The following is a 22,203-nucleotide window of genomic DNA, read 5'->3' as shown; positions in this document are numbered from 1 at the left end:
CAACGAGCGACAGTGATTCGAGAGGAGTCAGAAATGTCCGCCAGCCTATCGAAAGAGGAGAGTTCCATGGGCGCATCGTCCACCTTGGCGCAGGATCTGGTGCAGCGCGCCGCCGACATGATTCCGGTCCTGCGCGAACGAGAAGCCGAGACGCGCCGCAACGGTCAGGTCAGCGATCAGACCATTCAGGAATTTGTGGACGCCGGCTTTTACAAGGTGCTCCAGCCCAAGGCCTATGGCGGCTATGAACTTTCCCCCAAGGTCTATGTCGACATCGCCCGCCAGCTTGCGCTGGGCTGTATGGCCAGCGCCTGGGTCTATGGCGTGGTGGCGGTGCATAACTGGCAAATGGCGCTGTTTGATGACCGCGCGGCCCAGGATGTGTGGGGCGCCGACAATTCGGTGCGGATCAGCTCTTCCTATATGCCCGTGGGCAAGGTGGAGCGCGTCGAGGGCGGCTATCGCCTGAGCGGTCGCTGGGCCTTTTCCAGCGGCTCGCACCATTGCGACTGGGTCATTCTGGGCGCCAATGTGACGCGCGAGGATGGTACGCCGGGGGTTGAGCCCTATAATTTCCTCATTCCCCGCGCCGATTATCAGATCCTGAAGAACTGGGACGTGATGGGCCTGCAAGGCACGGGCAGCAACGACATTCTTGTCGAGGGCGCCTTTGTGCCCGAACATCGCGTGATCCGCGAATTTGACATGTTCCGCATGGAATGCCCCGGCCATGCCGTCAACAAGAGCGCGCTCTATCGCATCCCCTTCGCGCAGGTGTTCAACCGCACCGTTTCAACGACTTCCTTAAGCACCCTGCAACGCGCGCTCGACACCTTTATCGAGGCCACGCGTGAAAAGCGCACCACCTATACCGGCCAGCGCATCGCGGGCGACAGCGCCATTCAGGAAACCATCGCCGAGGTAAAACTGACGCTGGATGATCTGGACATGCGGCTCAACCGTGATCTGGCCGAGATGGTCGATCGGGCCGAGCGCAATGACTGGCCGCTCGAGCGCCGCGCCGAACTGGGGGCTTCCACCACCTCGACTGTCAGCCGCTGCGTGACGGCCATCGACAAGATCATGCTCTACAGCGGCGGCAAGGCCATCTATCGCGGCAATGTGGTCCAGAACGCATTTCTAGACATCCACACCGCCCGCGCGCATGTGGCCAACAATCCGGTCCCCTATTTCCGCAATCTGGGGGCGATGTCCTTCGGCTTTCCCAACGATTGCCTCGATCTTTGAACCGGGCTTGCCGGGCGTGAACAGCAGCGCCCGGCCAATGATCCACCCTGACGGGGCGCCGCCGCAGATGTGGCGCCCCTTTTTTGCGCTCAATAGGCCTGGGTCAGGGCGATGCCGCCGCCCACACTGGCGGCGGGGCCTTCGCGCACTTCCGAGGCCACGAAATCGACAAAGGCGCGGACCTTGGAGAGCATGTAGCTTCCCTTGGGAAAGAGCAGGTGGAGCGGGATCGTTTCGGTCACCAGATCGGGCAGCAGCACCTCCAGCCTGCCCGCATCGATGTCATCGGCCACCAGAAAGCGCGGCATATAGCTGACGCCCAGATCCTGAAGCGAGGCCTCGCGCGCCATGCGCACCGAGTTTGAGGTGAGAGGCCCGCGCCCGATGGCCACCGTCACATCCTTGGACAGCCGCCACTCGCCCAATTGCGAGAGGTGGGTTTCCGAAATGCAGACATGCTCCTTGAGATCGGAGGCCGCCTTGGGCCGCCCCACGCGGTCGAGATAGGCGGGCGAGGCCACCAGCACCATCGGATATTCGCGCAGCATCACCGAATCGAGATTGGCATCATAGGGTTCGCCAATCCAGAACGAGACATCGAATCGGCCCTTGAGCAGGTCGGCCCGGCTGTCCGAGAGGTTGATGAACAGGCGAATATCGGAATAGGCCTGCAGGAACCGCGGGATGATCTTGGTCAGATCAAACAGCGAGGAAACCACCGGCGCATTGACCTTGAGATCGCCGCGCGGCTTTTGCTGCATCCCGTTCATCACACGGTTGGCTTCGTTCACCTCGTCCACGATGCGGGCGCAGCGGGCATACATTTCGCGCCCCACCGGGGTCAGCGTCACGGTACGCGTGTTGCGCTCCAGCAGCTTCATCCCCACGCTGGCCTCAAGCCGCGAGATCTGGCGGCTGACGGCGGCCTTGGAATAGCCCAGCGAGGTTGCCGCAGCCGAGAAACTGCCGGTGCTCACCACTTCGGCAAAAGACATCATGGCGATGACGTTATTGATTTCAAGCTTGTCGTCCATCGTTCCAGATTCCCCTCTTCTGCCTTCGAGTCAAGCTGATGCCGCATATCACGCAGGAAACAAAGCGCTTGTTTCGGCCCCAGACCCCGCCACAGGTAAACAATGGCAAGGCGCTCATCACCAATGTTTACCCTTGACAACAAACCTCGGCTATTTACTATGACTGTTGCAGATAATAATCCCTTCACCCGCGCCGGATCGAAGGGGGAGAAAACCACGGGCAACCTTGCGGCTTGCCCTTCCCAGCCAATAGGACATGACATGACTCTGGATATTCAGCGCGCCGGAACCATCGACCAGCAAAGCCTGTTCCATCCCTTTACCGCCATCACCGATCTGATGGCCGATGGCCCCACGATCATGGCCACGGGCAAGGGCGTGCGCATCACCGACATCCATGGTCAGGAATATCTGGACGGCATGGCGGGCCTGTGGTGCGTCAATCTGGGCTATGGCCGCGAGGAAATTTCGGCGGCGATGGATGCGCAAAGCCGCCGCCTTTCCTTCTTCCATGCGTTCAACGGCATGTCGATCGACGTCGCCGTCGAATGCGCCGAGGAACTGCTCAAGCGCGCACCCGTCCCGATGTCGCGCGTGTTCTTCGGCGCTTCGGGTAGCGATGGCAATGAAACCCAGGCCAAGCTGATCTGGTATTACAACCAATTGCGCGGCAAGCCGGAAAAGAAGAAGCTGATCTGCCGCTGGAATTCCTATCACGGCTCGGCGGTGCTGACGGCCAGCATGACCGGCCTGCCCGGCATGCATTCGCCCTTCCTGCTGCCGATGGGGCCGATTGTGCACACCAGCGCGCCCTATTACTATCGCAAGGCCCCCGAAGGCATGAGCGAGCGTGAATTTTCCCGCCATTTGGCCAAGGAACTGGAAGAGTTGATCGAGCGCGAGGGCGCGGACACGATCGGCGCCTTCTTTGCCGAAGCGGTGATGGGCGCGGGCGGCCTGATCCCGCCGCCCGAAGGCTATTTCGAGGAAATCGTGCCGATCCTGCGCCGCCACGACATTCTGCTGGTCATGGATGAAGTGGTGTCCGGCTATGGCCGCCTCGGCACCTATTGGGGCGCGCAGATGTACAACGTCGAGCCCGACCTCATCACCTCGGCCAAGGGCGTGACGAGCGGCTATTTCCCCATGTCGGCCTGCTTCATTTCGCCCAAGGTATGGGATGTGATCGAGAGCAATGCGGCGGCTGCCGGGCTGTTCGGCCATGGCTTTACCTATTCGGCGCACCCAGTCGGCGCGGCCGCTGCTCTCGCTTCGCTCCGCCTGATCGACGAGGAAAACATCCTCGCCAACGTGCAGCAGCAGAGCGACTATCTGTTTGCCCAAATGCGCGCCGCCATCGGTGATCACCGCGCCGTGGGCGACATTCGCGGCAAGGGGCTGATGGTGGGCATCGAACTGGTCAAGGACCGCGCCACCAAGGAAACCCTGCCCATGGCCGACCGCACCGGGCGGCAGGTGCTGAAAGCCGCCGCCGCGCGCGGTCTGATCACTCGCGCTTTGGGCGATACGCTGGTGTTTGCCCCGCCGCTGGTCATCAACCGGGCCGAAGTGGACGAACTGGTGGACAAGTTCGCCGCTGCCGTGAACGACGTATTGCCTGCCTGATCACGGCCAATTCACACTGGCGCTGATTTTTCTCCATCCAGACTGGGCCTTGCCATGGATCATGTTTCCACCATCGAAGGACAGGCCCGTCTGGGCCATCATGCCGAAAGGCTCAGCACGGCGGGGCTGATCAGCGCCATTGTCATAGGTTTTGTGGGCGCGCTCTTTGTCTATGCCACGCCGGGCATTCTGGGCCTGATTGCGGCGCAATCGGGCGTGGATGACGAACATCTGGGCTATATCGCCTCGTGGAATCTGAACGCCATGGCCGTCGCCATCGCGATCAGCACGCTGTTGCTGACGCGGCTGTCATGGCGTCTGGCCATGGTGCTGGCGCTGCTGCTGATCGCGGGGGGGGATATGGCAACGGGCCTTTCCCATTCCTATGTCGCCATGGCCGGGGCGCGCGCGATCACCGGGCTGGGCGAAGGCATGGCCATCGGCTTTTCCTTTGCCGCGCTTGGCCGGGCGCGCAATCCTGACCGTGCCTTTGCGTGGTATCTGGTGGTCAGCGGCATTGCCGCGGCGGTCCTGCTCTTTGCCCTGCCCGCGCTTCAGGCGCGCTATGCCCCTTCCGCCATTTTCATGGCCAGTGTGGCGCTGACCGCCGTGACCGCGCTGGGCATTGTCGCCTTTCCCGATGGGCAAAGCGACGAAGCCCATTTCGATCTTTCCGGCCGGGTGGACTGGCGCAAGACCTTGTTCGGCCTGACCGCCGTGCTCTTTGTGTTTTTCGCAATCAGCGCGGTCTGGTCCTATGCCGAGCGAATTGGCCATGCCTCCGGCCTTGGCGCCCAGACTGTGGCCAATGGCCTGTCGCTGGGCATGGTGGGCGGCATTCTGGGGGCCTTGGCGGCGGCGGCTTTGCCGCAAGGCTGGGGCCGCGTGGGGCCGATCCTGATCGGCGGCGTGATCGCGATTGCCGGGTTTGAGCTGCTCAATGGCCATGTCGGGGCCTCCGCGTTTGAACTGGGCAATTTCCTGATCTGGGGCGGGTGGAATTTTGCCCAGCCTCTGCTTTCGGGCCTTTGCGCCGATGCCGACAGCCGGGGCCGCGTGGTTTGCGCGATGGGCGCGGTGCAGACCTTTGGCATGGGGCTTGGCCCTGCGGTTGCCGCCCCCACGGTGGCGGGCGGTTCGTTTGGCGTGGCGATCACGCTGGCCTCGGTCACGATGCTGATGGGCATCGGCTGCGTGGCGGCGGAGCAGATGCTTGGCCGAGGGTCAAAGGCATGAACGACACGCCTTTTGATCGCGGTCTTGCCATTCGACGCGATGTGCTGGGCGCCGATTATGTCGATGCGGCCATGGCCTCGGCGGATGATTTCATGCGCCCGATGCAGGAGCTGTCCACCGCCTATTGCTGGGGCGAGGTGTGGTCGCGCCCCGGATTGGCGCGGCGCGACCGCAGCCTGATCAACATTGCCATGATCGCCTGCCTCAACCGGCCGCAGGAGTTTCGCCTGCATATTCGCGCCGCGCTCAACAATGGCCTCACGCGAGAGGAAATCCGCGAGGTTCTGTTACAGGTGGCGGTCTATGCCGGGGTGCCTGCCGGGATCGCCTCTTTTCATATGGCCAAAGAGGTGTTTGCGGAAATGGACGCTGCGCCCGAATGATGCGAAAAGGCCGGGGTGGATGCCCCGGCCTTTTTTCGATCATGCGCTGTGCAGGCTGATCGGCAGTGATTTCACGCCATGGACATGGTTGCTGCGCAGCCGGTCCATTGGCCCCTCCACCTCGATCCGCGCCACGCGCAAGGCCATTTCCTCCAAGAGGATGCGGATCTGCAATTGGGCCACATGATTGCCCAGACAATAATGCGGGCCGCCTTTGCCAAAGGCCATATGCGGATTTTGCGCCCGGTCGATGATGAAGCGGTCGGGCTGGTCGAAATAGGCTTCGTCCCGGTTGCCCGAGATGAAATACATCGCCACCTTGTCACCGGCGCGGATGTTGGCCCCCATCAAATGGGCATCGCGCATCGCCACCCGGCGCACAAAAAACACCGGGCTGGCCCAGCGCACGATTTCGCCGGTGGCCAGACGCGGATTGAGCGCATCGGCGCGAAAACGCGCCCATTCGCCCGGATTGTCGGCCAGCGCCTTGAGCCCGTGCGAGATGGAATGGCGCGTCGTCTCATTACCCGCCACCACCAGCATCAGGAAGTAATTGCAGAATTCATTGTCGGTCAGCGGGCGTCCGTCCACCGTGGCATTGGCCAGAACGGAAACCACATCATTTTGCGGCGATATCCTGCGCGCCTCTGCCAGATCGCGCCCCATGGCAAAGGCATCGAGCGAGGCCGGATGGCCAAAGGGCAGCATGCGCCGCTCATCTTCCGGGAAATCGGCATAGGCCGGATCGAGGAAATCGGGATCATCCGAACCGATCAGCAGATCGCTCCAGCGGATCATGTCCTCCTGCCGCCCTGCCGGAACGCCCAGCAATGAGCATAGGGTCGAGATCGGCAATTGTTTCGACAAGAGCGAAACCGCATCAAACGGCCCGGCATCGACCAGCCCTTCGAGCAGGCTGACAGCCTTGGCGCGGATCGCGGTTTCCAGATGGCTGATCCCCTTTGGCGAAAAGCCCGAAAAGGTGATCTTGCGCATCGGCCCATGCTGGGGCGCATCCATTTCCAGCAAGGTTCGGCGGGCGTCATTCTGCGCGCTGTCAAAATCGTCCAGACTGATGACGCCATGGCGCGAGGAGTAGGTTTCGGTATCGGCCGAAACCGCGATGATCGCCTCATGGCTGGCCACGGCCCAAAAGCCCTTGTGGCCGTCATGGCGCTCGTTCCACGCCACGGGCGCCTCGCGCCGCATTCGGGCAAATTCCTCATAAGGCACCGCCTTGTGCCAGATCCCGGCGTCGGACAGGTCGAGGCGGGTGGTCGGGATGGTCTCTTGCGCCATCATGCAGCATCTCCCTGGTGGTCGCGCGCGGCAAGGCGGGCGCGAATGAAACCGATGATCCAATGCGCCGCCAGCGCGGCATCCAGCGCGCCGGGCAGGCTGTCGATGGCCTCCTGCGCCGCGGCGGGGCCAATATCGTGATAATGGTGACGATAGATTTCGGCGGCCTGCGCCCGTGTCATTTCCGGATGGGCCTGAATGGTCAGGACATTGGCGCCGATGTTGGTGATCGCCAGCGGGCAATGATCATTGGCGGCCAGCACTGTCGTGCCGGGCGCAGGCTCCACCACCTGATCGCGGTGCAGGGCGATCATGCGCAGCCCCTCGGCGCTTTGGACGGCCATTTCGGGCGGCAGCCATTCGGGCATGGTCTGAATCGCATAGGCATGGATGCCCACGCCCCAGCTTTCATGCAGCCCGACCCGCCCGCCCAGTGCGGCATGCAAATGCTGATGCCCATAACAGATGCCCACCACCGGGCGCAGGCCAACCGCCTGTTGCACAAAGCGGGTCAGCCCCTGTTGCCATGGCCTGTCCTCATAGACACTGGCCGGGCTGCCGGTCAGCAGCCACGCATCGCACAGGCGCGGGTCCTGCGGCAATTCGCCGTCAATGGCGGCATAGACGCGAAAGGCGCAGTCATCATCGGCCTGCGCCAAAAGCGGGGGGAACCAATCGGCAAAACCGCCATGTTCGGGCAGCCAGCGCTCAAGATTGCGCCCGCATTCCAGAATTCCTATCGAGATCATGCGCTTATCCCAATTCAAAAAAGCGGCGGCGTTCATCGATCAGCGTCTTGCCCGCGAATTGGGCGAGCTGCGCCCGGCGCGTGGCGCAATAGGTTTCGACAAAACGTGCACTCAGCCATTCGCGGGCAAAGGCGGAGCCTTCGAGCGCGGCAATCGCGGCCTCCATCCCATCGGGCAGGGGTACGGCATCGGCGGGCGGCGCGGCATAGCCATTGCCGATGGTCTGCTCGCCCGGTTCGATCCGGCCCGCAATCCCGGCCAGCCCCGCCGCAATGGAGGCCGCCGCCACCAGTTGCGGGTTGGCATCGGCGCAGGGAAGCCGGTTTTCCACCCGGATTGACCCCGGCCCATGGCCCACCACGCGCAGGCATGTGGTGCGGTTTTCGATGCCCCATGTGAAGGCGGGCGGGGCAAAAGTGCCGGGGGCAAAGCGGCGCCAACTGTTCACCGTGGGCGCGAACAAAAGCATCACTTCGGGCAGGAAGCGCTGCAACCCGCCGATGAAATGACGAAACGTGTCCGACATGCGATCCGGCCGCTGCGCATCCCAGAACAGCGGCGCCCCTTCGCCATCGAGCAGCGAGAGATGAAGATGCGAGGACTGGCTGTCGACATCGAGCGACCAGCGCGGCATGAAACAGGCCGTCTGCCCGCGCCGCATGGCCAGAACCTTGAGAAAATTCTTGAGCAGCACGGCCTGATCGGCGGTGGCGTCGGCCCGCCCCGGCCCGACGCAGGCCTCCATGAAACCGCCGCCGATTTCCTCATGCATCTTGCCCAGGCGGATGCCGAGAGTCTGGGCCATATCGGCCACCTCGCCATAGAATTCGGACTGAAACGCCTGATAGATGAGCAGGTCATGGCTGGCATGGGCGGTGGCCGTGGTCAGATCCTCGAACCCCTTGGCGGCAAGGCTGGCCGGGGTTTCATCGAAGAGCGTGAATTCCAGTTCGAACCCGATGCGGGGCTGCATGCCCATCCGGGCACCCCGCGCCAACACCTTGGCCAGCAGGCCGCGCGGACAGAACTCGGCCGCATCCCCGGTGAACTGGGCCAGATAAAGCCCGCTGTCGCAGGGCCGCTCAAAGGGCATGGTGACGCGACTGGCGCGATCCACGGCCAATTGACTGTCATGGAAATCAGCGCTGTCATCGGTGACGCCGGGCATGTCGAGAAAGACATCGGTGGGATCGAGCGCGAGCTGCGCAGGCGACATGCCCACCCCGTTTTCCAGAATGCCGGGCAGATCATCGGCCGCCAGCTTTTGCCCGCGCAGCAGACCGTTGGTGTCCACCACCGCCACGGTCACAAAACGATCACCGGATGCAACTGTCATGGATTTCCCCTTTTCGGTGATCGACGGCCGCTATGCGCGATGCCGCGCGGGGCCGGTCACCATTTTTCTGAATGAGGAAAATCTATCATTCGCTCTGCCGATTTATTGATATTTTCATGCAGAAATTTGATATTCTTCGCCATGAGCTCTTCGTTCCACCCGCCTGCCCCCATTCAGGCGCCCGCGCTGATTCAGGCCCCCGCGCTGATTCAGGCCAAAGTGCTGGAAGGCATCATTCATGCCGCCGGACTGACAAGGCTGGAGGCATCGCGCCTGCTGGCCGTGGAGGGGCTGCGCCTTGACAGCCTGTCGGGCCAGAACGGCGCGGACGGCATGCCCCCGACCATCCCGCTCGCCACCTACATGCGCCTTTTTGACAGGCTGGCGCAAAACACCGGCAGGCCGACGCTCGGGCTGGATCTGGCCGATCGGATGGGGCCGGGGCTGGTCGGGCCGATCGGCTATGTGCTGCTCTGCTCGCCCACACTGGGCGCGGGGCTGGAGGCCTTTTCACAAAGCGTTTTCAGCATTCAGGGCGTGACCAGCTTCGCCTTCTCACGCCTTCGTGCGCCCATGCTGACCTATACGATCAGCGACGAGGACATGCGCCCACGCCGCCACGATGTGGAATTCTCGCTGGCCTATGTCCATCATCTTGCCCGACAGGCGCTCGATGGCGCCTTTGCCCCCCGCGAGGTCTATTTTGAACATGCGCGGGTCGGCGATCTGGCCCATTACGAGCGTTTCTTCGGATGCCCGGTCTATTTTGAACAAAGGGCCAATGCGCTGGTGCTGGACGAGGCGGATCTGGCCCGCCCCACGGCGCGCGCCGACCCGACGCTGGCAACGATGCTGCGGCATTATATCGCGCTGATGGACCGGCGCGATGCGGCGCCATCATCGCTGAGTGAAACGGTGGACCAGATACTTTCGGGCATCATCGGCACGCGGGCTGTGACCATTGGCGATGTGGCCGCGCGGCTGGACACCAGCGTCGATACGCTGCGGCGCCAATTGCGCAGCGAAGGCGTGAGTTTTCGTGGCATTCTGCGCCGAAAGCGGGCGGCCATGGCCTGCCGCCTGCTTCAGGAATCGGGCCTGTCGGTGCTGGAAGTGGCCAGTCGGCTTGGTTATGGCGAAACGGCCAGTTTCACCCGCGCCTTTATGGCCGAAACGGGCGAGCCCCCTCTTGCATGGCGGCGCAGGAACCGATGGCAAGGCTGATCGGCCGCCCATCGGGATCATGCAGGCGCAGACCCGTCAAACCCTCGCCGTTGCGAATTTCCTCCACGGCCATCCCTTCGCGGCGCCACAGGGCCATTCTGGTCGCCACATCCGGCGGCTCGGCATCCCATTCCAGAGTGATTTCGCCCAATTCGCGCCCTGTTTGGCCGAACGGCGCGCTATAAAGCGCAAGATCGTGATCGCTCTGACCAAAGGAGAGAAAGATGGCGCCCCGATAGGGACCATCGGGGCTGCGCGCGGTGATTTTCATGCCTAGCCTATCGCAATACCAACGCGCCGACGCCTCGGCATCCCGGACGAACAGCAGGATATGGGCAATGGCGGCGATGCGGATCGGCCCGTGCGGATCATTGGGTTTCATGGGGCAAATCCCATTGGGCCGGAACGCCGGGCAGCCATGCCATATCGGTGATCTCGCTGAACTCGCGGCGCTGTTTGGCCCAATGCCGGCCGCCATCGGCGCTGATGAAAAGATGGCCGAATTTCGTGCCTGCCATCATCATGTCCGGGTCGGCCCGATGGGCGCCAAAGGCCCAGAGGCAGGAATTGGGATCACCCGCCAATTCGGCGCTCTGCCATGTTTCGCCCGCATCGCGTGATTGCAGAATCAGCGTGGTCGTGCCCGGCGTGCCGTCGCCTATGCCGATCAAGACGTCCCGATCGCTGCCCGGCTTGCGCATCAGCACGCGGGCATAGCGCAGGCCCCAGGTTTCGCGGGCATGAAACCGCGTCCATGTCCGCCCATCATCGACCGAGCGGTAAAGCGCATTGACCACCAGCGCGAGAACCACCGGCACCTGCGCGTCCAGAATGAGGATCGAGTGAATATCGGTGTTGCCCGCATTTTCGGGCCATTGCGGGTGGATCGCCTGCCAATGATCGCCGCCATCGCGGCTGCGGAACAGCCCTCCCGCCTCCACGCCGACCCAGACATCGAGCGGATCGCGCGGATTGACCGCCAGCGCCAGCATGCGCGGACGACTGACCCCGGCGCAGCGTTCGGGCATCAAAAGGTCGGTCTGCTCCCACGTCTTGCCGCCGTCGGTGCTGCGGAAAAACGCCGCGCGGGTGGGCGATCCGGTTCCGGCATACATGTAATCCGGGTTGCTTTCCGAAACGGCCAGTTTCCACACCGCAAAGCCATTGAGCGCACAATCGACCTGATGCCAATGCGCCCCGCAATCCTCGCTGCGGAACAGGCCACGCTCGCTGCCCGCCCAGATCGCCCCGTTCTGGCGAGGGTCCACCAGCAGGCAGCGCACGCAGTCGTCATATTCCAGATCCTGGCCCACATTGATGCGATACCAGTTCGTGCCGCCATCATGGCTGCGCATGATCGCCTGTCCGTCGGTCGATACCAAAAGCGTCTTTTGCATGGATATAGTCCCCGACCGGCGCTTTCTCCTCCGCCGGAATGGGATTTCAATGCAACAATTAATCGAATTATAAATTGATTGTTGTCAAAATGAGGTTCCCGTCTCAATGCGGCGAGCTGAACAGCCCCGCCGGACTGTTCATCACCAGACGCACCAGATCGCTTTGCCGGTGCGTGCGGGTCTTGGCCATCACCTGTTTCAACTGGGTCCGCGCTGTATGGATCGAAACGCCGCGGCTTTGGGCAAAAGCCCTCAGATCCTCGCCCATGCACAGATGCGCCAGTAGTTCAGCCTCCACCCGCGTCACGCCGAACAGGGAAAGCAGTTCGCCAGGCGTCGGAGAAACCCGGCTGTCGGCATCACAACCGACGATGACATGGCTGGGCCGGCCCAACGGCTGCGGGATCGTATCAAAACCATTCTGCATCAGCGGCATGGCCCGGATCAGCCAGTCCCCCTCCAGCGTCGTCCAGCGCATCTCGCCGGGCCTGTCGGATAACAGCAGCCCCCGCGCGCCCGCCACCAGCCGGGCGCGATGGCCCGGACCGCAACGTTCCGGCATGGCCAGAGCGGCATCCCTCATCCACCTCTGGCCAAGAGCATTGGCCGTGATGATCCAGCCGGATGGATTGCAGAACAACACACCCAAACGCATCTGGTCGATCAGGAGACGCATGCTTTCGCGCTCCTGTTCGCGCTGGGCATTTTCCACCGACAGTTTCAGCACCTCGCGGACATGGGGCATCATGGCAGTCAGCGTCGCACGGCAATCCGCCGCCAACGCCATTCCGCCATGGGAGGCATGGACGGCCAGTCCGGCCTCTCCCAATTCGCCCATGGCCATGCGGGCGCCGATGAAATGGCCCAGCCCGCTCCGGCGCAGCCTCCTCTGCCATTGCGCAACTTCATCGCTCAATATGTCGGGAATATGGCTGTCCTCGAGCATCACCACGCCGCTGTGTACCGGATTGAGCGCGGCGATGGTGCGCGGGTTGATATCGTCCATCGCGCCCAGATCCGAAAAATCGACCGGCGTTTGCGAACATCCCACCATCCAGCGATGGCGCAGACGGTCCGCTCGGCGATGAAACCAATGGATGGTGACGCTGCCCGCGCCGGTGCGGTCGCGCAGGGCATCCAAAACGATCGTCAATCGTCTGGAATCATGCGCCGCGCCATAGAGATGGCCCAGGATACCGGCATCATCCATCACCTGTTTCCCCTGACAGATCCGCTGCTTTCGGGTGCCTTGAGTCGCGCAGGAAGGGCAGCCGCAGCATTACGTATTGATGCAACAATTATGTAAATATCTCCATTATTTTTGCAAATATTTGTCACACAATACCGTAAATGGGTGATGCCTCCCGGATCGACCCGCATCACCATGCCGCCAGAGCAACAGACTCTCTGGGAGCATAAGCAATGGGGAAAACAAGCATATTGGCCTTGGCGATCTGCGCCTGCGCCACCACGCCCGCACAGGCGCAGAATGCCGCGCCGCCCGCGGACAAGGGGGGCGGGCTGGACACGATCATGGTGGTGGCCCGCAAAAGGCAGGAAAATGTCCAGAGCGTGCCGATTTCCATCACCGCGTTGACCGGCGCCGGTCTGGCCGAGCGCAGCGTCAACCGGGTGACGGATCTCGTCGCATCGGTGCCCAATATGTCGCAGGATGGCGGCGGCGCGGTGCTCGGCGCGATCGGCATTCGCGGCGTGGTGTCGCAAACGCGCAACATCGGTTTCGACAGCGGGCTTGGCGTCTATGTCGATGGCGTGCTGACCGTGCGGCCCAGCGGCGCGGATCAGGAATTGCCCGATATCGCCACGCTGGAGGTTTTGCGCGGGCCGCAGGGCACCCTGTTTGGCCGCAACACCACGGCGGGCGCCATCAACATCACCACCCGCAAGCCCAGCCTTGATCGCACCATTGCCGAGGGCAAGGTGGCGGTGGGCAATCTGGGCCTTGCCGAAGCCAGCCTGTTTGCCACCACGCCCATCGTCACGGACAAGCTGGGCATCAAGCTGGCCGGTTCGATTGCGAGCCGGGATGGCTATATCACCAATCTTTACGACCATTCCAAGGTCAACAATCTCAACCGCAAATCGCTGCGCGGCGGGCTGCTCTGGCAACCTTCCCCCTCGCTCGACATCGCACTGACGGGAAGCTGGCTGAAACAGGCTGACCGCATGATCCTGGGCCAACCGGCCGGCAACACGGCGGGCGGCCTTGCGGGCCTGCCGGGCTATTACACCGATCCCTATACCGTGTCGCAGGACCACCCCAGCCTGCAAAGCCGCGACATCTGGAGCGCCAATCTCAACATCGACTGGCATCTGGGCGCCTATACGATCACCTCGATCAGCGCTTATGGCGACAACCGCTCGCGGCTGATCGTCGACAATGACTCGCGCCCGATCCCGCTGTCCTATTCCGATTTTCAGGATGGCGCCAAACAGTTCACGCAGGAACTACGCCTCGCCTCGCCCACCAGCGGCCGCGCGGATTACCTGCTGGGCCTCTATTACCTGCATCAGGACGCCGATTCCAACCGCTCGACAGTGGCGCTTGGGCCTCCGGGGCCGGGCGCGTTTTTCGGCACGATTTCGAGCATTTCCACCCTCAAGACCGACGCCTTCGCCGCTTTTGCCAGCGGCAACTGGCGCCCTTTGCCGGGCCTGACCATCAGCGGCGGGCTGCGCTATAATCTGGAAACCAAAGATCTGGTGTTCAACCAGACCAACTCGTCCTTTGTTCCCTTGCCCAATCTTTCGGCCCAATTGCACCGCCGCGACACCAATGTTTCGGGCAATGCCAGCATCAGCTATCAACTGGTGGCCGATACCCGGATCTACGCCAGCATCGCGCGCGGGTTCAAAAGCGGCGGGTTCAACCCCGACATCGTGGGCGACACCAACATCAGCTTTGGCCCGGAAAACGCATGGTCCTATGAGGCGGGCATCAAGTCCGACCTGTTGGGCCACAAATTGCGCATCAATGCGGCGGCCTTCTACACCGATTACAAGGACCTTCAGGTTTCCGCACTGGTGGGCGCCGCCTTCCAGATCCGCAATGCGGCGGCGGCCAAAATCAAGGGCTTTGAGGTGGAAGTGACCGCCAAGCCCGTGCGCGCGGTCGAACTGAACCTTGGCGCGGGCTATACCGATGCCACCTATGCCGATTTCCCCGGCTGTGCGCCCGCCACCAATTGCGCGGGCAACCGCCTGCCCTTTGTCCCGCGCTTCTCGCTCAATGCCGGCGCGCAGGTCGGTCAGGACATCGGCGCGGGCCGGCTGACCGGGCGGATTGACGTTAACTGGCACAGCAGCACCTATTTTGAAGCCACCAATACCGCGGACGGCAATCTTCCGGGCTATCTGCTGGCCAATGGCCGCCTTGCCTACAGCTTTGCGCAGGATCACCTCTCGGTCGCGCTGTTTGCCCGCAACATGTTCGACAAGCGCTATCGGGATTACTCCTTCTATCTCGCGCCCTTTTCCGAGCGACTGGACCGCTGGGCGCCGCCGCGCACCTTTGGGATCGAACTGGGCGCCAAATTCTAACGCACAGGGCGCGGCTTGCGGGAATTCTCCGGCATGCCGCGCCCGCTGTTTCAGGGATATTTCCATGCCTTCACGTCTGATCGCCCGCGCCATGGCGGCCCTGCTGGCCACCGCCATGGCCACCCCCGCCTTGGCCCAGTTTCAGGATGCCATCACGCCGCCCGCCCCTGCCCCGGCCGAAACCATCTATATCAACGGCCATATCGCCACGCCCGATGGCTGGCAGACCGCCCTTGCCATCGGCCAAGGCACCATTCTGGCCATCGGCAATGCGGCGCAGATGAAGGCCCACACCGCCGCCGCCACGCGCGTGGTGGATCTGGGCGGCAAAACGGTTTTGCCCGGACTGATCGACATGCATGTCCATGCGGTGGACGCAGGATTACACGCGCGCGAATGCGCCTTTCCCCAAGGGTCCGCCGCCCCGGTGGTGGTCGCCGCCGTCAAGGTCTGCGTCGGGGCGGCCAGGCCCGGCGCATGGGTTGTGGGCGGGCAATGGGACGCCTCCTCGCTGGGCAAGGTAGCGCCGCATCGCCGGATTCTGGACGCCGTCGCGCCCAAAGTGCCGGTCGTGCTGCATGACATCAGCCTGCACAGCGTCTGGGTCAATTCGGCGGCCTTGGCGGCGGCAGGCATTGATCGCAACACGCCCAATCCGGCAGGCGGCGTGATCGAGCGCGACAGCAAGGGCGAACCTACCGGCGTCCTGCGCGAAAATGCCGCCATCATGCTGCTCAACAAGGTGCCATCGCCCAGCGACGAGGACCGTGTGGCGGCCCTGCGCCATGCCACGCAGGCGATGCTGGCCCAAGGCATCACCGCCTATGAAGAAGCGCTGATGGCCACGGCCAATGCCCGCGCCTATGCCGCCCTGTCCGATGCGGGCGGTCTGGCCCAGCATGTGCGCACCTGCATGTGGGACAGCGATCAGGGCCTGATCGCCCAGCGCCATCTTTATGCCAGACCGGGGCTGGATGTTTCCTGCGTCAAGATGATCCTCGATGGCGTTCCCACCGAATCCCACACCGCCGCCATGCACGATCCCTATGCCGATGCCGCCGCCTTTGGCGACGCAAGCCGCGCCAAGGGATCGCTCATGATTGCGCCAGAAGCGATAGCGCAGCGCCTGACACGCTATGATGCGGCGGGGTTGACGGTAAAGCTGCATGCGGCGGGCGATGCCTCGGTCCATGCCGCGCTGGATGCAATAGCCGCCGCGCGCAAGGCCAACGGCGCCTATGGCCCGCATCATGAAATCGCCCACGGCAATTTCGTCCTGCCCGCCGATATCGGCCGCGCGCGCGATCTGGGCGCCACGTTTGAATTCTCGCCCTATATCTGGTTCCCCAGCCCGCCGGTTCAGGATCTTTACCACACGGTCGGCGCCGAGCGCATGGCCCGCTTTACCCCCGTGCGCGAGGCGCTGGATGCGGGGGCGCGGGTGGTGATCGGGTCCGACTGGCCGGTGGTGCCTTCGATGTCGCCATGGGTGGCGATCGAAACGCTGGTCACGCGTGAGGCGCCGGGAGGTGGTGCCACCTCCCTTGCGCCCTCGCAAAAGGTCAGCGTGGCCGAGGCCCTGAAGATGATGACGGTATCGGCGGCGATGCAACTGGGCGTGGGCGACAAGGTGGGGATGCTGGAGCCGGGTCGTCAGGCGGACCTCATTGTCATCGACCGCGACATTTTCGCCATCCCCCCGCGTGAAATCCATGCCACCAAGGTTCTGCGCACGGTGATCGCGGGCAAGGAGGTCTATTCGGCAAAGCCATAAGACAAAACGGGCGCCGGGGTGTGATCCCGGCGCCCGTCCTGCTGCAAAGCGTGAGGCCGGATCAAAGGCCCATCATCGCATATTTGATTTCCATATATTCCATCAGCCCATGGGCCGAACCCTCGCGGCCAAAGCCGGACTGTTTCACCCCGCCAAAGGGCGCCACCTCGCTGGACAGGCGGCCATCATTGATCGCCACCATGCCATATTCCAGCGCCTCCATCATCCGCCATGCCCGGCCCATATCGCCGGTGAAGAGATAGGCTGCCAGACCGTAAGGCGTATCATTGGCGAGCGCGATGGCTTCCTCCTCACTGGCGAAGCGGATGACGGGGGCGACGGGGCCGAAAATCTCGCCGCTGGCCAGATCCATATCGGGCGTGACGCCCGTTACCACACGTGGCGCGGCAAAAGCGGATTCGGCGGGCGCGCCTTGCGCCTGCGCCGCCACCGTGGCGCCCCGCGCCACCGCATCATCCACCAGTTGCGACACACGCTGCGCCTCTTTCGGCGAAATCAGCGGACCGATCTGCGTATCGGCCAGCAGCCCATTGCCCACCCTGAGCGCGGACACCGCCGCCGCCAGCTTTTCGACAAAGGCATCATGCACCCCGTCATGGACAAGGATGCGGTTGGCGCAAACGCAGGTCTGCCCGGCATTGCGGAATTTGGCATCCATCACGCCGCGCACCGCGCGATCCAGATCGGCATCGTCCATCACGATCAACGGCGCATTGCCGCCCAGCTCAAGGCTGAGACGCAGCACCTGATCGGCGGCCTGCGCCATCAGGATCTTGCCCACGCGGGTCGATCCGGTAAAGCTGAGCTTGCGCACTTTGGGATGGGTGCAGAACAATTGCCCCACCGCCGCCGAATGGTGCGAGGGCGTCACGGCAAACAGGCCCTCGGGCACGCCTGCGCGGATCGCCAGCTGTTCGAGCACCAGCGCCGAGAGCGGCGTGGCCTCGGCCGGTTTGACCACGATGGAGCAGCCCGCCGCCAGGGCGGGCGCAACCTTGCGGGTGATCATCGCCACCGGAAAGTTCCAGGGCGTGATCGCCGTGCAGGTGCCCACCGGCTGACGCAGGGTCAAAACGCGGCGGTCCCGCGCAAAACTCGGGATGACCTCGCCATAGGCGCGCTTGCCTTCCTCGGCATACCATTGGACATAGGCCGCGCCATAGCGCACCTCGGCCAAGGCCTCGGCCAGCGGCTTGCCCGCCTCCACCGTCACCACTTCGGCCAGCACATCCTCATTGGCCAAGATGAGATTATACCATTTCAGCAGGATCGTTGCGCGCTCCTGCGCCGTCATCGCGGCCCATGCCGGGCGCAGCCGATCGGCCCGGTCGATCGCCCCGGACACATCCGCCACGCTCCACGACCGGATCGAGGCGATGAGTTCGCCGGTGGCCGGGTTGGTAACCTGAATGCCATCAGAATCGCGCAGGGACTGCTCAATATAATTAATCGCCTGTATCATGTTTCTGTCTTTATAGGGGGAAGCCTTCACAGCATCCGGGGAAGAACATCATTGGCTTTATCGGCATCCAGAAACCGATGTTTGAAAACACCGGCCACATGAAGCGCCACCAGCCCAAGCAATGTGTAGGCCAGCACTTTGTGCAGCAGTTGAAACACCGCAAAAGCATGGTCATTCTTGGGCAGAAGTTCAGGCACTTCGAAACCGAAGAAGGGAACGCCATCACTCTGCGTAAAGCTTGCCGACATGCCATAGCCCATCAGCGGCACAACGAAGGCCAGCCCCAGCATGGCGATATGCACGCCATGCGAGAGACGTGCCTCCCACGGCTTCAGCCCGACAGGAGGAAGCGGCAGACGGCTTTGCCGACGGATCGCCAATTGCACCACCACCACCAGCCAGACCAGCACGCCAAATTCCTTGTGCATCGGATAGAGCGTGGTGAACTTGACCGTGGCCGTATCGGGCAGCGAGGTCATCGTGAAGCCGACCGCGATCAGCCCAAGGATCAGCAAGGCGCGCAGCCAGTGCAGCACACGCATGGCGAGGGGATAGCGGGTTACTGGCTCCATGGTTGCGATGCCTTTCTTTGGGTTCATCGGGTCAAAGATAGATGCCGCGCGAATATCCGCCGTCCAGCGCGATGGATTCGCCATTGATCGAGCGAGCGCCCGGCCCGGCCAGAAATACCACCAGATCGCCGATTTCGCCCGGATCAATGACCCGCCGCGTCGGAACCTGCGCGACAAAATCGGCCTCGACCTGCGCGGCCGTTACGCCCCGTTCATGGGCCATTTCATCAAACAGTTCGACCAGATGCGGGCTGGCCACAATGCCGGGGTGGATCGTGTTGACCCTGATCCCGTCGGGGCCAAGCTGATCGCCCAGCACCTTGGTGAAATGGCTGATCGCAGCATTGCGCAAACCGCTCAACGTGTCCGACGAGCGCCCGGTCAGGCCGCCGATATTGACGATCGCGCCCCCGCCCCTTTGCCGCATGCCCGGCGCAAAGGCCTGAATATAGCGCAGATAGCCGCCGACCTTGGTGTCCAGATCACCCATCAAGGCATCGACATCCACCGTTTCGATGGCCCCGCCGATGGGCGTGCTGCTGGCCGCGACATTGACCAGCAGGTCGATCCCACCCACCTGCCGGGCCAGTTCGCGCACGCTCTGGGCATCGGTGGCGTCCGAAGTGATGGCATGCGCCCCCAGTTGCCGCGCCGCCGTTTCCAGCGGATCGGCGCGGCGCGCGGTGATGAACACCTGCCATCCATCGGCCACCAGCCTTTGGACAATGCCCGGCGCAATCCCGCCGCTGCCCCCGGTGACAAGCGCGACCCGGCTCACGGCAATTCCACCGCGATCAGCATCGGCCCATCGCAGGCCAGACCCTGATCCAGCGCCTCGCCCAATTGCTCCGCCTCGGTCACGCGCAGCGCAGGAACGCCATAGGCCTTGGCCAGCGCCACCCAGTCGGTGGCCGGATCGTCCAGCACCGTCATGCCCGCGATCGCGGGATGGGCCAGATCGGCCTGCGCGCGGCGCAGTTCGGTCTGCAGGATGCCATAGCGGTGGTTGGCCGCAATGATGATCGTGATGGGCAGCTTTTCATGCGCCATGGTCCACAGCGACTGGACCGTATATTGCGCCGATCCGTCCGATTGCAGACTGACCACCCGCCGCCCCGGCGCAGCCAGAGCCGCCCCCAGCGCGCAGGGCAGGCCCTGACCGATGGCGCCGCCGGTGTTGGTCATCACCCGGTGGCGGGGGCCGCGATGCGCCTCGCGCAGCCACGGGCCGCCAAGGGTCGAACCTTCGAGCGAAATGATCGCATCATGCGGCAGGCGCGGCAGCAGCGCCTCGACCACCGCATCGGCATTGAGGCCGACGGGCGCGGGCGGAACCGGGGGCAGCGCGGGCAATTCACCCTCCGGTTCATCGAGCAGCACGGCCAGCGCCTCCAACGCGGCGGCCCCGTCCTCGCCCGCCTCGGTCAACAGCGAGAGCCGTTCATTGGGGACCAGTTGGCTGGGAAAGCCTTCATAGCCAAAATAGCTGATCGGCATACGTGCGCCCACCAGAACGACGGTGGCCTCGCCCAATTGGCGAATAACATCATCGGGGAAATAGGCCTGCCGCTCGACACGGGGCAGGCCGCCGCCCAGCGTGACAATGGCGGGATAAGGCTCCATCAGGATGCGGGCGCCGGTGCGGCGCGCCACCTTTTCCGCCGCGCGAATGCCCGCCTCGCCCAGCGCATTGCCGCCCAGCAAGAGCACCTTGGCCCCCTCGCCGCGCAGGTTTTGCGCAACCCCGGCGATCCGGTCGGCCGGGGCCGCCACGGGCGCCGTATCGCCCAGATCCTGGGGCTGATCCGAAACGGCGGGCGCATCCATCACATCGGTGGGCAAAACCAGCGTGGTGATCGCGCCGGGCGCCACGCGCGCCGCGCGCAGCCCCCGCGCGGCATCCTTGCCCAATTGCGCGGCATCGCTGGTATAGATCACCTGCACCGACACGGGCGAGGCGAGCGAGCGTATGTCGGAGGTCAGCGGCGCGTCATAGGCCAGATGCCACGTGGCATGATCGCCGATCAGATTGACGATGCGCGAATGAGCACGCCGGGCATTGTGCAGATTGGCGATGCCATTGGCAAAACCCGGCCCCAGATGCAGCAGGGTCAGCGCCACTTCGCCCGAAACGCGCGAATAGCCATCGGCGGCCCCCGTGGCCACACCCTCGAACAGGCAAAGCACGGTCTTGAGTTCGGGCACATCGGCCATGGCGCGCACCATGGTCAGTTCAGTCGTGCCCGGATTGGCAAAGCAGATACGCGCGCCGCCCAGACGAAGTGTCCGCAACAGGGCAACCGCGCCATTTTCCTCAATCTTGCTCACCTGACCCATGCTCCCCAATATTTGGCTTATTCGCCCGTTGCCCGCGCGGATGCCACGCCGGCCAGAAATCCGGCCACCAGACCGTTGAACTGATCCACCCTGTCGTCATGCACGTAATGGCTTGCGCCCTCGACGCTGACATGGCTGATGCGCGGATTGCGCCGCTCCATGTCCCGCACCGTGGCGAGCGGGCAGAAATCCGATTTCGCCCCCCGGATCACGCATGTCGGCACGCGCAGGCTTTCCACCACCGGCCAGAGATCGACCACCCGTGCCGGATCGGGATCAAGCCGCGTGGCGCTGATCCCGGCGGCATCATAGCGCCAGCCCACTTGCCCATCAGGCGTCTCGCGCAGGCTCTCCCACAGGCGCTGCTCCAGCGCGGCAAGGCTGACGCTGGGGCGGGTGCGGCGCCAATAGGCCCGCGCCTCGCGCCAATCGGCAAAGCTGAGCGGAAGGGCGGCCATTTCGGCCTTGATCCGCTCGGCCCCCGCCCCGCTGATTGAGGAGCCGGGCGCGATATCCTCGATAATCAGGGCATTGAGCCGCTGCGGATGCTTGGCCGCATAGACATAGGACGTGGTTCCCCCCATCGAATGACCCAGCAGCACAAAACGCCCCAGCCCCAATCCATCGACCAGCGCCTCCAGATCGGCCAGATAGGCGTCGGTGTAATAATTGGCCTGCGCATCCCAATCGCTTTCGCCGCGCCCGCGTTGATCCAGCGCGATCACGCGCCAGCCCGCGCCCAGCGATGCGGCCAGCGCCCGCCATGTGCCGGAAAAACCGCGCAGCCCATGCAGGGCGACAAGGGCGGGCGCATCAGCCCGCCCCCATTCCCGCACGCGCAGACGCAGGCCATTGGCCTCGATGAACGAAACCCGCTCATCCTCAAGGCCGACCGGCTCCTCAGGCGGCCTGTTGTCGGCCATCAGGTCTTGCGCATCAGCCAT

19 protein-coding genes are annotated in these 22,203 nt (G+C 63.6%); 7 read left to right on the top strand and 12 right to left on the bottom strand.

Going from position 1 to position 22,203, the window contains the following annotated elements; genetic code table 11:
• Positions 1–66 precede the first annotated feature (66 nt).
• Positions 67–1,248, top strand: coding sequence for an acyl-CoA dehydrogenase family protein (locus tag PQ457_RS17255; RefSeq protein WP_273620085.1), 1,182 nt, complete (start codon positions 67–69; stop codon positions 1,246–1,248).
• An 89-nt stretch (positions 1,249–1,337) separates the two neighbouring features.
• On the opposite strand, the gene PQ457_RS17250 is transcribed toward PQ457_RS17255, so the two are convergent.
• A complete protein-coding gene (locus tag PQ457_RS17250; protein ID WP_273620084.1) occupies positions 1,338–2,282 on the bottom strand; it encodes a LysR family transcriptional regulator in 945 nt (314 codons plus the stop codon).
• A 261-nt stretch (positions 2,283–2,543) separates the two neighbouring features.
• Between PQ457_RS17250 and PQ457_RS17245 the strand changes: the two genes are divergently transcribed.
• The 3 genes from PQ457_RS17245 to PQ457_RS17235 are packed head-to-tail and all read left to right on the top strand — an operon-like array spanning position 2,544 to position 5,527.
• Positions 2,544–3,908 carry an aminotransferase gene (locus PQ457_RS17245; RefSeq protein WP_273620083.1) on the top strand — a complete coding sequence of 455 codons (1,365 nt, stop codon included), beginning with the start codon at positions 2,544–2,546 and terminating at the stop codon, positions 3,906–3,908.
• Positions 3,909–3,962: 54 nt separating this feature from the next.
• Positions 3,963–5,144, top strand: coding sequence for an MFS transporter (locus tag PQ457_RS17240; RefSeq protein ID WP_273620082.1), 1,182 nt, complete (start codon positions 3,963–3,965; stop codon positions 5,142–5,144).
• Complete coding sequence (locus tag PQ457_RS17235) at positions 5,141–5,527, top strand: carboxymuconolactone decarboxylase family protein (protein ID WP_273620081.1); 387 nt, start codon at positions 5,141–5,143, stop codon at positions 5,525–5,527. Before PQ457_RS17240 ends, PQ457_RS17235 begins: the two co-directional genes overlap by 4 nt.
• Before the next feature lie 39 nt (positions 5,528–5,566).
• Here the strand turns inward: PQ457_RS17235 and PQ457_RS17230 are convergent, their stop codons facing one another.
• Genes PQ457_RS17230 through PQ457_RS17220 form a run of 3 tightly spaced genes read right to left on the bottom strand, consistent with a single transcriptional unit; the run spans position 5,567 to position 8,911 of the window.
• Entirely contained in the window at positions 5,567–6,829 is a 1,263-nt protein-coding gene (locus tag PQ457_RS17230; RefSeq protein ID WP_273620080.1) for a cytochrome P450, read from the bottom strand.
• On the bottom strand, positions 6,826–7,575 hold the full coding sequence (locus PQ457_RS17225; protein ID WP_273620079.1) for a type 1 glutamine amidotransferase: 750 nt from the start codon (positions 7,573–7,575) through the stop codon (positions 6,826–6,828). Before PQ457_RS17225 ends, PQ457_RS17230 begins: the two co-directional genes overlap by 4 nt.
• 4 nt (positions 7,576–7,579) lie before the next feature.
• Complete coding sequence (locus tag PQ457_RS17220; protein ID WP_273620078.1) at positions 7,580–8,911, bottom strand: glutamine synthetase family protein; 1,332 nt, start codon at positions 8,909–8,911, stop codon at positions 7,580–7,582.
• A gap of 141 nt (positions 8,912–9,052) precedes the next feature.
• Between PQ457_RS17220 and PQ457_RS17215 the strand changes: the two genes are divergently transcribed.
• A complete protein-coding gene (locus PQ457_RS17215) occupies positions 9,053–10,135 on the top strand; it encodes an AraC family transcriptional regulator (protein WP_273620077.1) in 1,083 nt (360 codons plus the stop codon).
• Here PQ457_RS17215 and PQ457_RS17210 read toward each other — a convergent pair.
• The 3 genes from PQ457_RS17210 to PQ457_RS17200 all read right to left on the bottom strand — a co-directional run bounded on the left by PQ457_RS17210 (position 10,074) and on the right by PQ457_RS17200 (position 12,742).
• Positions 10,074–10,517 carry a VOC family protein gene (locus PQ457_RS17210; protein WP_273620076.1) on the bottom strand — a complete coding sequence of 148 codons (444 nt, stop codon included), beginning with the start codon at positions 10,515–10,517 and terminating at the stop codon, positions 10,074–10,076. The genes PQ457_RS17215 and PQ457_RS17210 overlap by 62 nt on opposite strands.
• The gene (locus PQ457_RS17205) at positions 10,504–11,532 is read right to left on the bottom strand and encodes a beta propeller repeat protein (RefSeq protein WP_273620075.1); all 1,029 of its coding nucleotides are present in this window, start codon (positions 11,530–11,532) and stop codon (positions 10,504–10,506) included. The genes PQ457_RS17210 and PQ457_RS17205 overlap by 14 nt, the downstream gene beginning before the upstream one ends.
• Positions 11,533–11,635: 103 nt before the next feature.
• Positions 11,636–12,742: a helix-turn-helix transcriptional regulator gene (locus PQ457_RS17200; protein WP_273620074.1), complete on the bottom strand. Its 1,107-nt coding sequence runs from the start codon at positions 12,740–12,742 to the stop codon at positions 11,636–11,638.
• 212 nt (positions 12,743–12,954) lie between these two features.
• Here PQ457_RS17200 and PQ457_RS17195 point away from each other — a divergent pair, with 212 nt between their 5' ends.
• Both PQ457_RS17195 and PQ457_RS17190 read left to right on the top strand, forming a co-directional pair.
• Entirely contained in the window at positions 12,955–15,093 is a 2,139-nt protein-coding gene (locus PQ457_RS17195; RefSeq protein WP_273620073.1) for a TonB-dependent receptor, read from the top strand.
• Between the two features lie 64 nt (positions 15,094–15,157).
• On the top strand, positions 15,158–16,867 hold the full coding sequence (locus tag PQ457_RS17190) for an amidohydrolase (protein WP_273620072.1): 1,710 nt from the start codon (positions 15,158–15,160) through the stop codon (positions 16,865–16,867).
• 61 nt (positions 16,868–16,928) lie between these two features.
• On the opposite strand, the gene PQ457_RS17185 is transcribed toward PQ457_RS17190, so the two are convergent.
• Genes PQ457_RS17185 through PQ457_RS17165 form a run of 5 tightly spaced genes read right to left on the bottom strand, consistent with a single transcriptional unit; the run spans position 16,929 to position 22,203 of the window.
• Positions 16,929–18,350, bottom strand: a complete 1,422-nt coding sequence (locus tag PQ457_RS17185; RefSeq protein ID WP_273620071.1) for an NAD-dependent succinate-semialdehyde dehydrogenase — start codon at positions 18,348–18,350, stop codon at positions 16,929–16,931.
• A 26-nt stretch (positions 18,351–18,376) separates the two neighbouring features.
• A complete protein-coding gene (locus tag PQ457_RS17180) occupies positions 18,377–18,922 on the bottom strand; it encodes a cytochrome b (RefSeq protein ID WP_273620070.1) in 546 nt (181 codons plus the stop codon).
• A gap of 31 nt (positions 18,923–18,953) precedes the next feature.
• Positions 18,954–19,700, bottom strand: coding sequence for an SDR family NAD(P)-dependent oxidoreductase (locus tag PQ457_RS17175; RefSeq protein ID WP_273620069.1), 747 nt, complete (start codon positions 19,698–19,700; stop codon positions 18,954–18,956).
• Positions 19,697–21,259: an acetolactate synthase large subunit gene (locus PQ457_RS17170; protein ID WP_273620068.1), complete on the bottom strand. Its 1,563-nt coding sequence runs from the start codon at positions 21,257–21,259 to the stop codon at positions 19,697–19,699. The genes PQ457_RS17175 and PQ457_RS17170 overlap by 4 nt, the downstream gene beginning before the upstream one ends.
• Positions 21,260–21,276: 17 nt before the next feature.
• Positions 21,277–22,203: an alpha/beta fold hydrolase gene (locus tag PQ457_RS17165; RefSeq protein WP_273620067.1), complete on the bottom strand. Its 927-nt coding sequence runs from the start codon at positions 22,201–22,203 to the stop codon at positions 21,277–21,279.

This window comes from Novosphingobium humi (assembly GCF_028607105.1).
Taxonomy (GTDB): Bacteria; Pseudomonadota; Alphaproteobacteria; order Sphingomonadales; family Sphingomonadaceae; genus Novosphingobium; species Novosphingobium humi.
The sequence above is the reverse complement of the archived record's forward strand: the minus strand, read 5'-3'. Positions and strand labels throughout refer to the sequence as shown.

Excerpts from the sequence above, each read along its gene's own strand:
- PQ457_RS17255 (WP_273620085.1), top strand. The coding sequence starts at position 67 with ATGGGCGCATCGTCCACCTTGGCGCAGGATCTGGTGCAGCGCGCCGCC.
- PQ457_RS17250 (WP_273620084.1), bottom strand. The coding sequence starts at position 2,282 with ATGGACGACAAGCTTGAAATCAATAACGTCATCGCCATGATGTCTTTT.
- PQ457_RS17245 (WP_273620083.1), top strand. The coding sequence starts at position 2,544 with ATGACTCTGGATATTCAGCGCGCCGGAACCATCGACCAGCAAAGCCTG.
- PQ457_RS17240 (WP_273620082.1), top strand. The coding sequence starts at position 3,963 with ATGGATCATGTTTCCACCATCGAAGGACAGGCCCGTCTGGGCCATCAT.
- PQ457_RS17235 (WP_273620081.1), top strand. The coding sequence starts at position 5,141 with ATGAACGACACGCCTTTTGATCGCGGTCTTGCCATTCGACGCGATGTG.
- PQ457_RS17230 (WP_273620080.1), bottom strand. The coding sequence starts at position 6,829 with ATGATGGCGCAAGAGACCATCCCGACCACCCGCCTCGACCTGTCCGAC.
- PQ457_RS17225 (WP_273620079.1), bottom strand. The coding sequence starts at position 7,575 with ATGATCTCGATAGGAATTCTGGAATGCGGGCGCAATCTTGAGCGCTGG.
- PQ457_RS17220 (WP_273620078.1), bottom strand. The coding sequence starts at position 8,911 with ATGACAGTTGCATCCGGTGATCGTTTTGTGACCGTGGCGGTGGTGGAC.
- PQ457_RS17215 (WP_273620077.1), top strand. The coding sequence starts at position 9,053 with ATGAGCTCTTCGTTCCACCCGCCTGCCCCCATTCAGGCGCCCGCGCTG.
- PQ457_RS17210 (WP_273620076.1), bottom strand. The coding sequence starts at position 10,517 with ATGAAACCCAATGATCCGCACGGGCCGATCCGCATCGCCGCCATTGCC.
- PQ457_RS17205 (WP_273620075.1), bottom strand. The coding sequence starts at position 11,532 with ATGCAAAAGACGCTTTTGGTATCGACCGACGGACAGGCGATCATGCGC.
- PQ457_RS17200 (WP_273620074.1), bottom strand. The coding sequence starts at position 12,742 with ATGGATGATGCCGGTATCCTGGGCCATCTCTATGGCGCGGCGCATGAT.
- PQ457_RS17195 (WP_273620073.1), top strand. The coding sequence starts at position 12,955 with ATGGGGAAAACAAGCATATTGGCCTTGGCGATCTGCGCCTGCGCCACC.
- PQ457_RS17190 (WP_273620072.1), top strand. The coding sequence starts at position 15,158 with ATGCCTTCACGTCTGATCGCCCGCGCCATGGCGGCCCTGCTGGCCACC.
- PQ457_RS17185 (WP_273620071.1), bottom strand. The coding sequence starts at position 18,350 with ATGATACAGGCGATTAATTATATTGAGCAGTCCCTGCGCGATTCTGAT.
- PQ457_RS17180 (WP_273620070.1), bottom strand. The coding sequence starts at position 18,922 with ATGGAGCCAGTAACCCGCTATCCCCTCGCCATGCGTGTGCTGCACTGG.
- PQ457_RS17170 (WP_273620068.1), bottom strand. The coding sequence starts at position 21,259 with ATGGGTCAGGTGAGCAAGATTGAGGAAAATGGCGCGGTTGCCCTGTTG.
- PQ457_RS17165 (WP_273620067.1), bottom strand. The coding sequence starts at position 22,203 with ATGGCTGATGCGCAAGACCTGATGGCCGACAACAGGCCGCCTGAGGAG.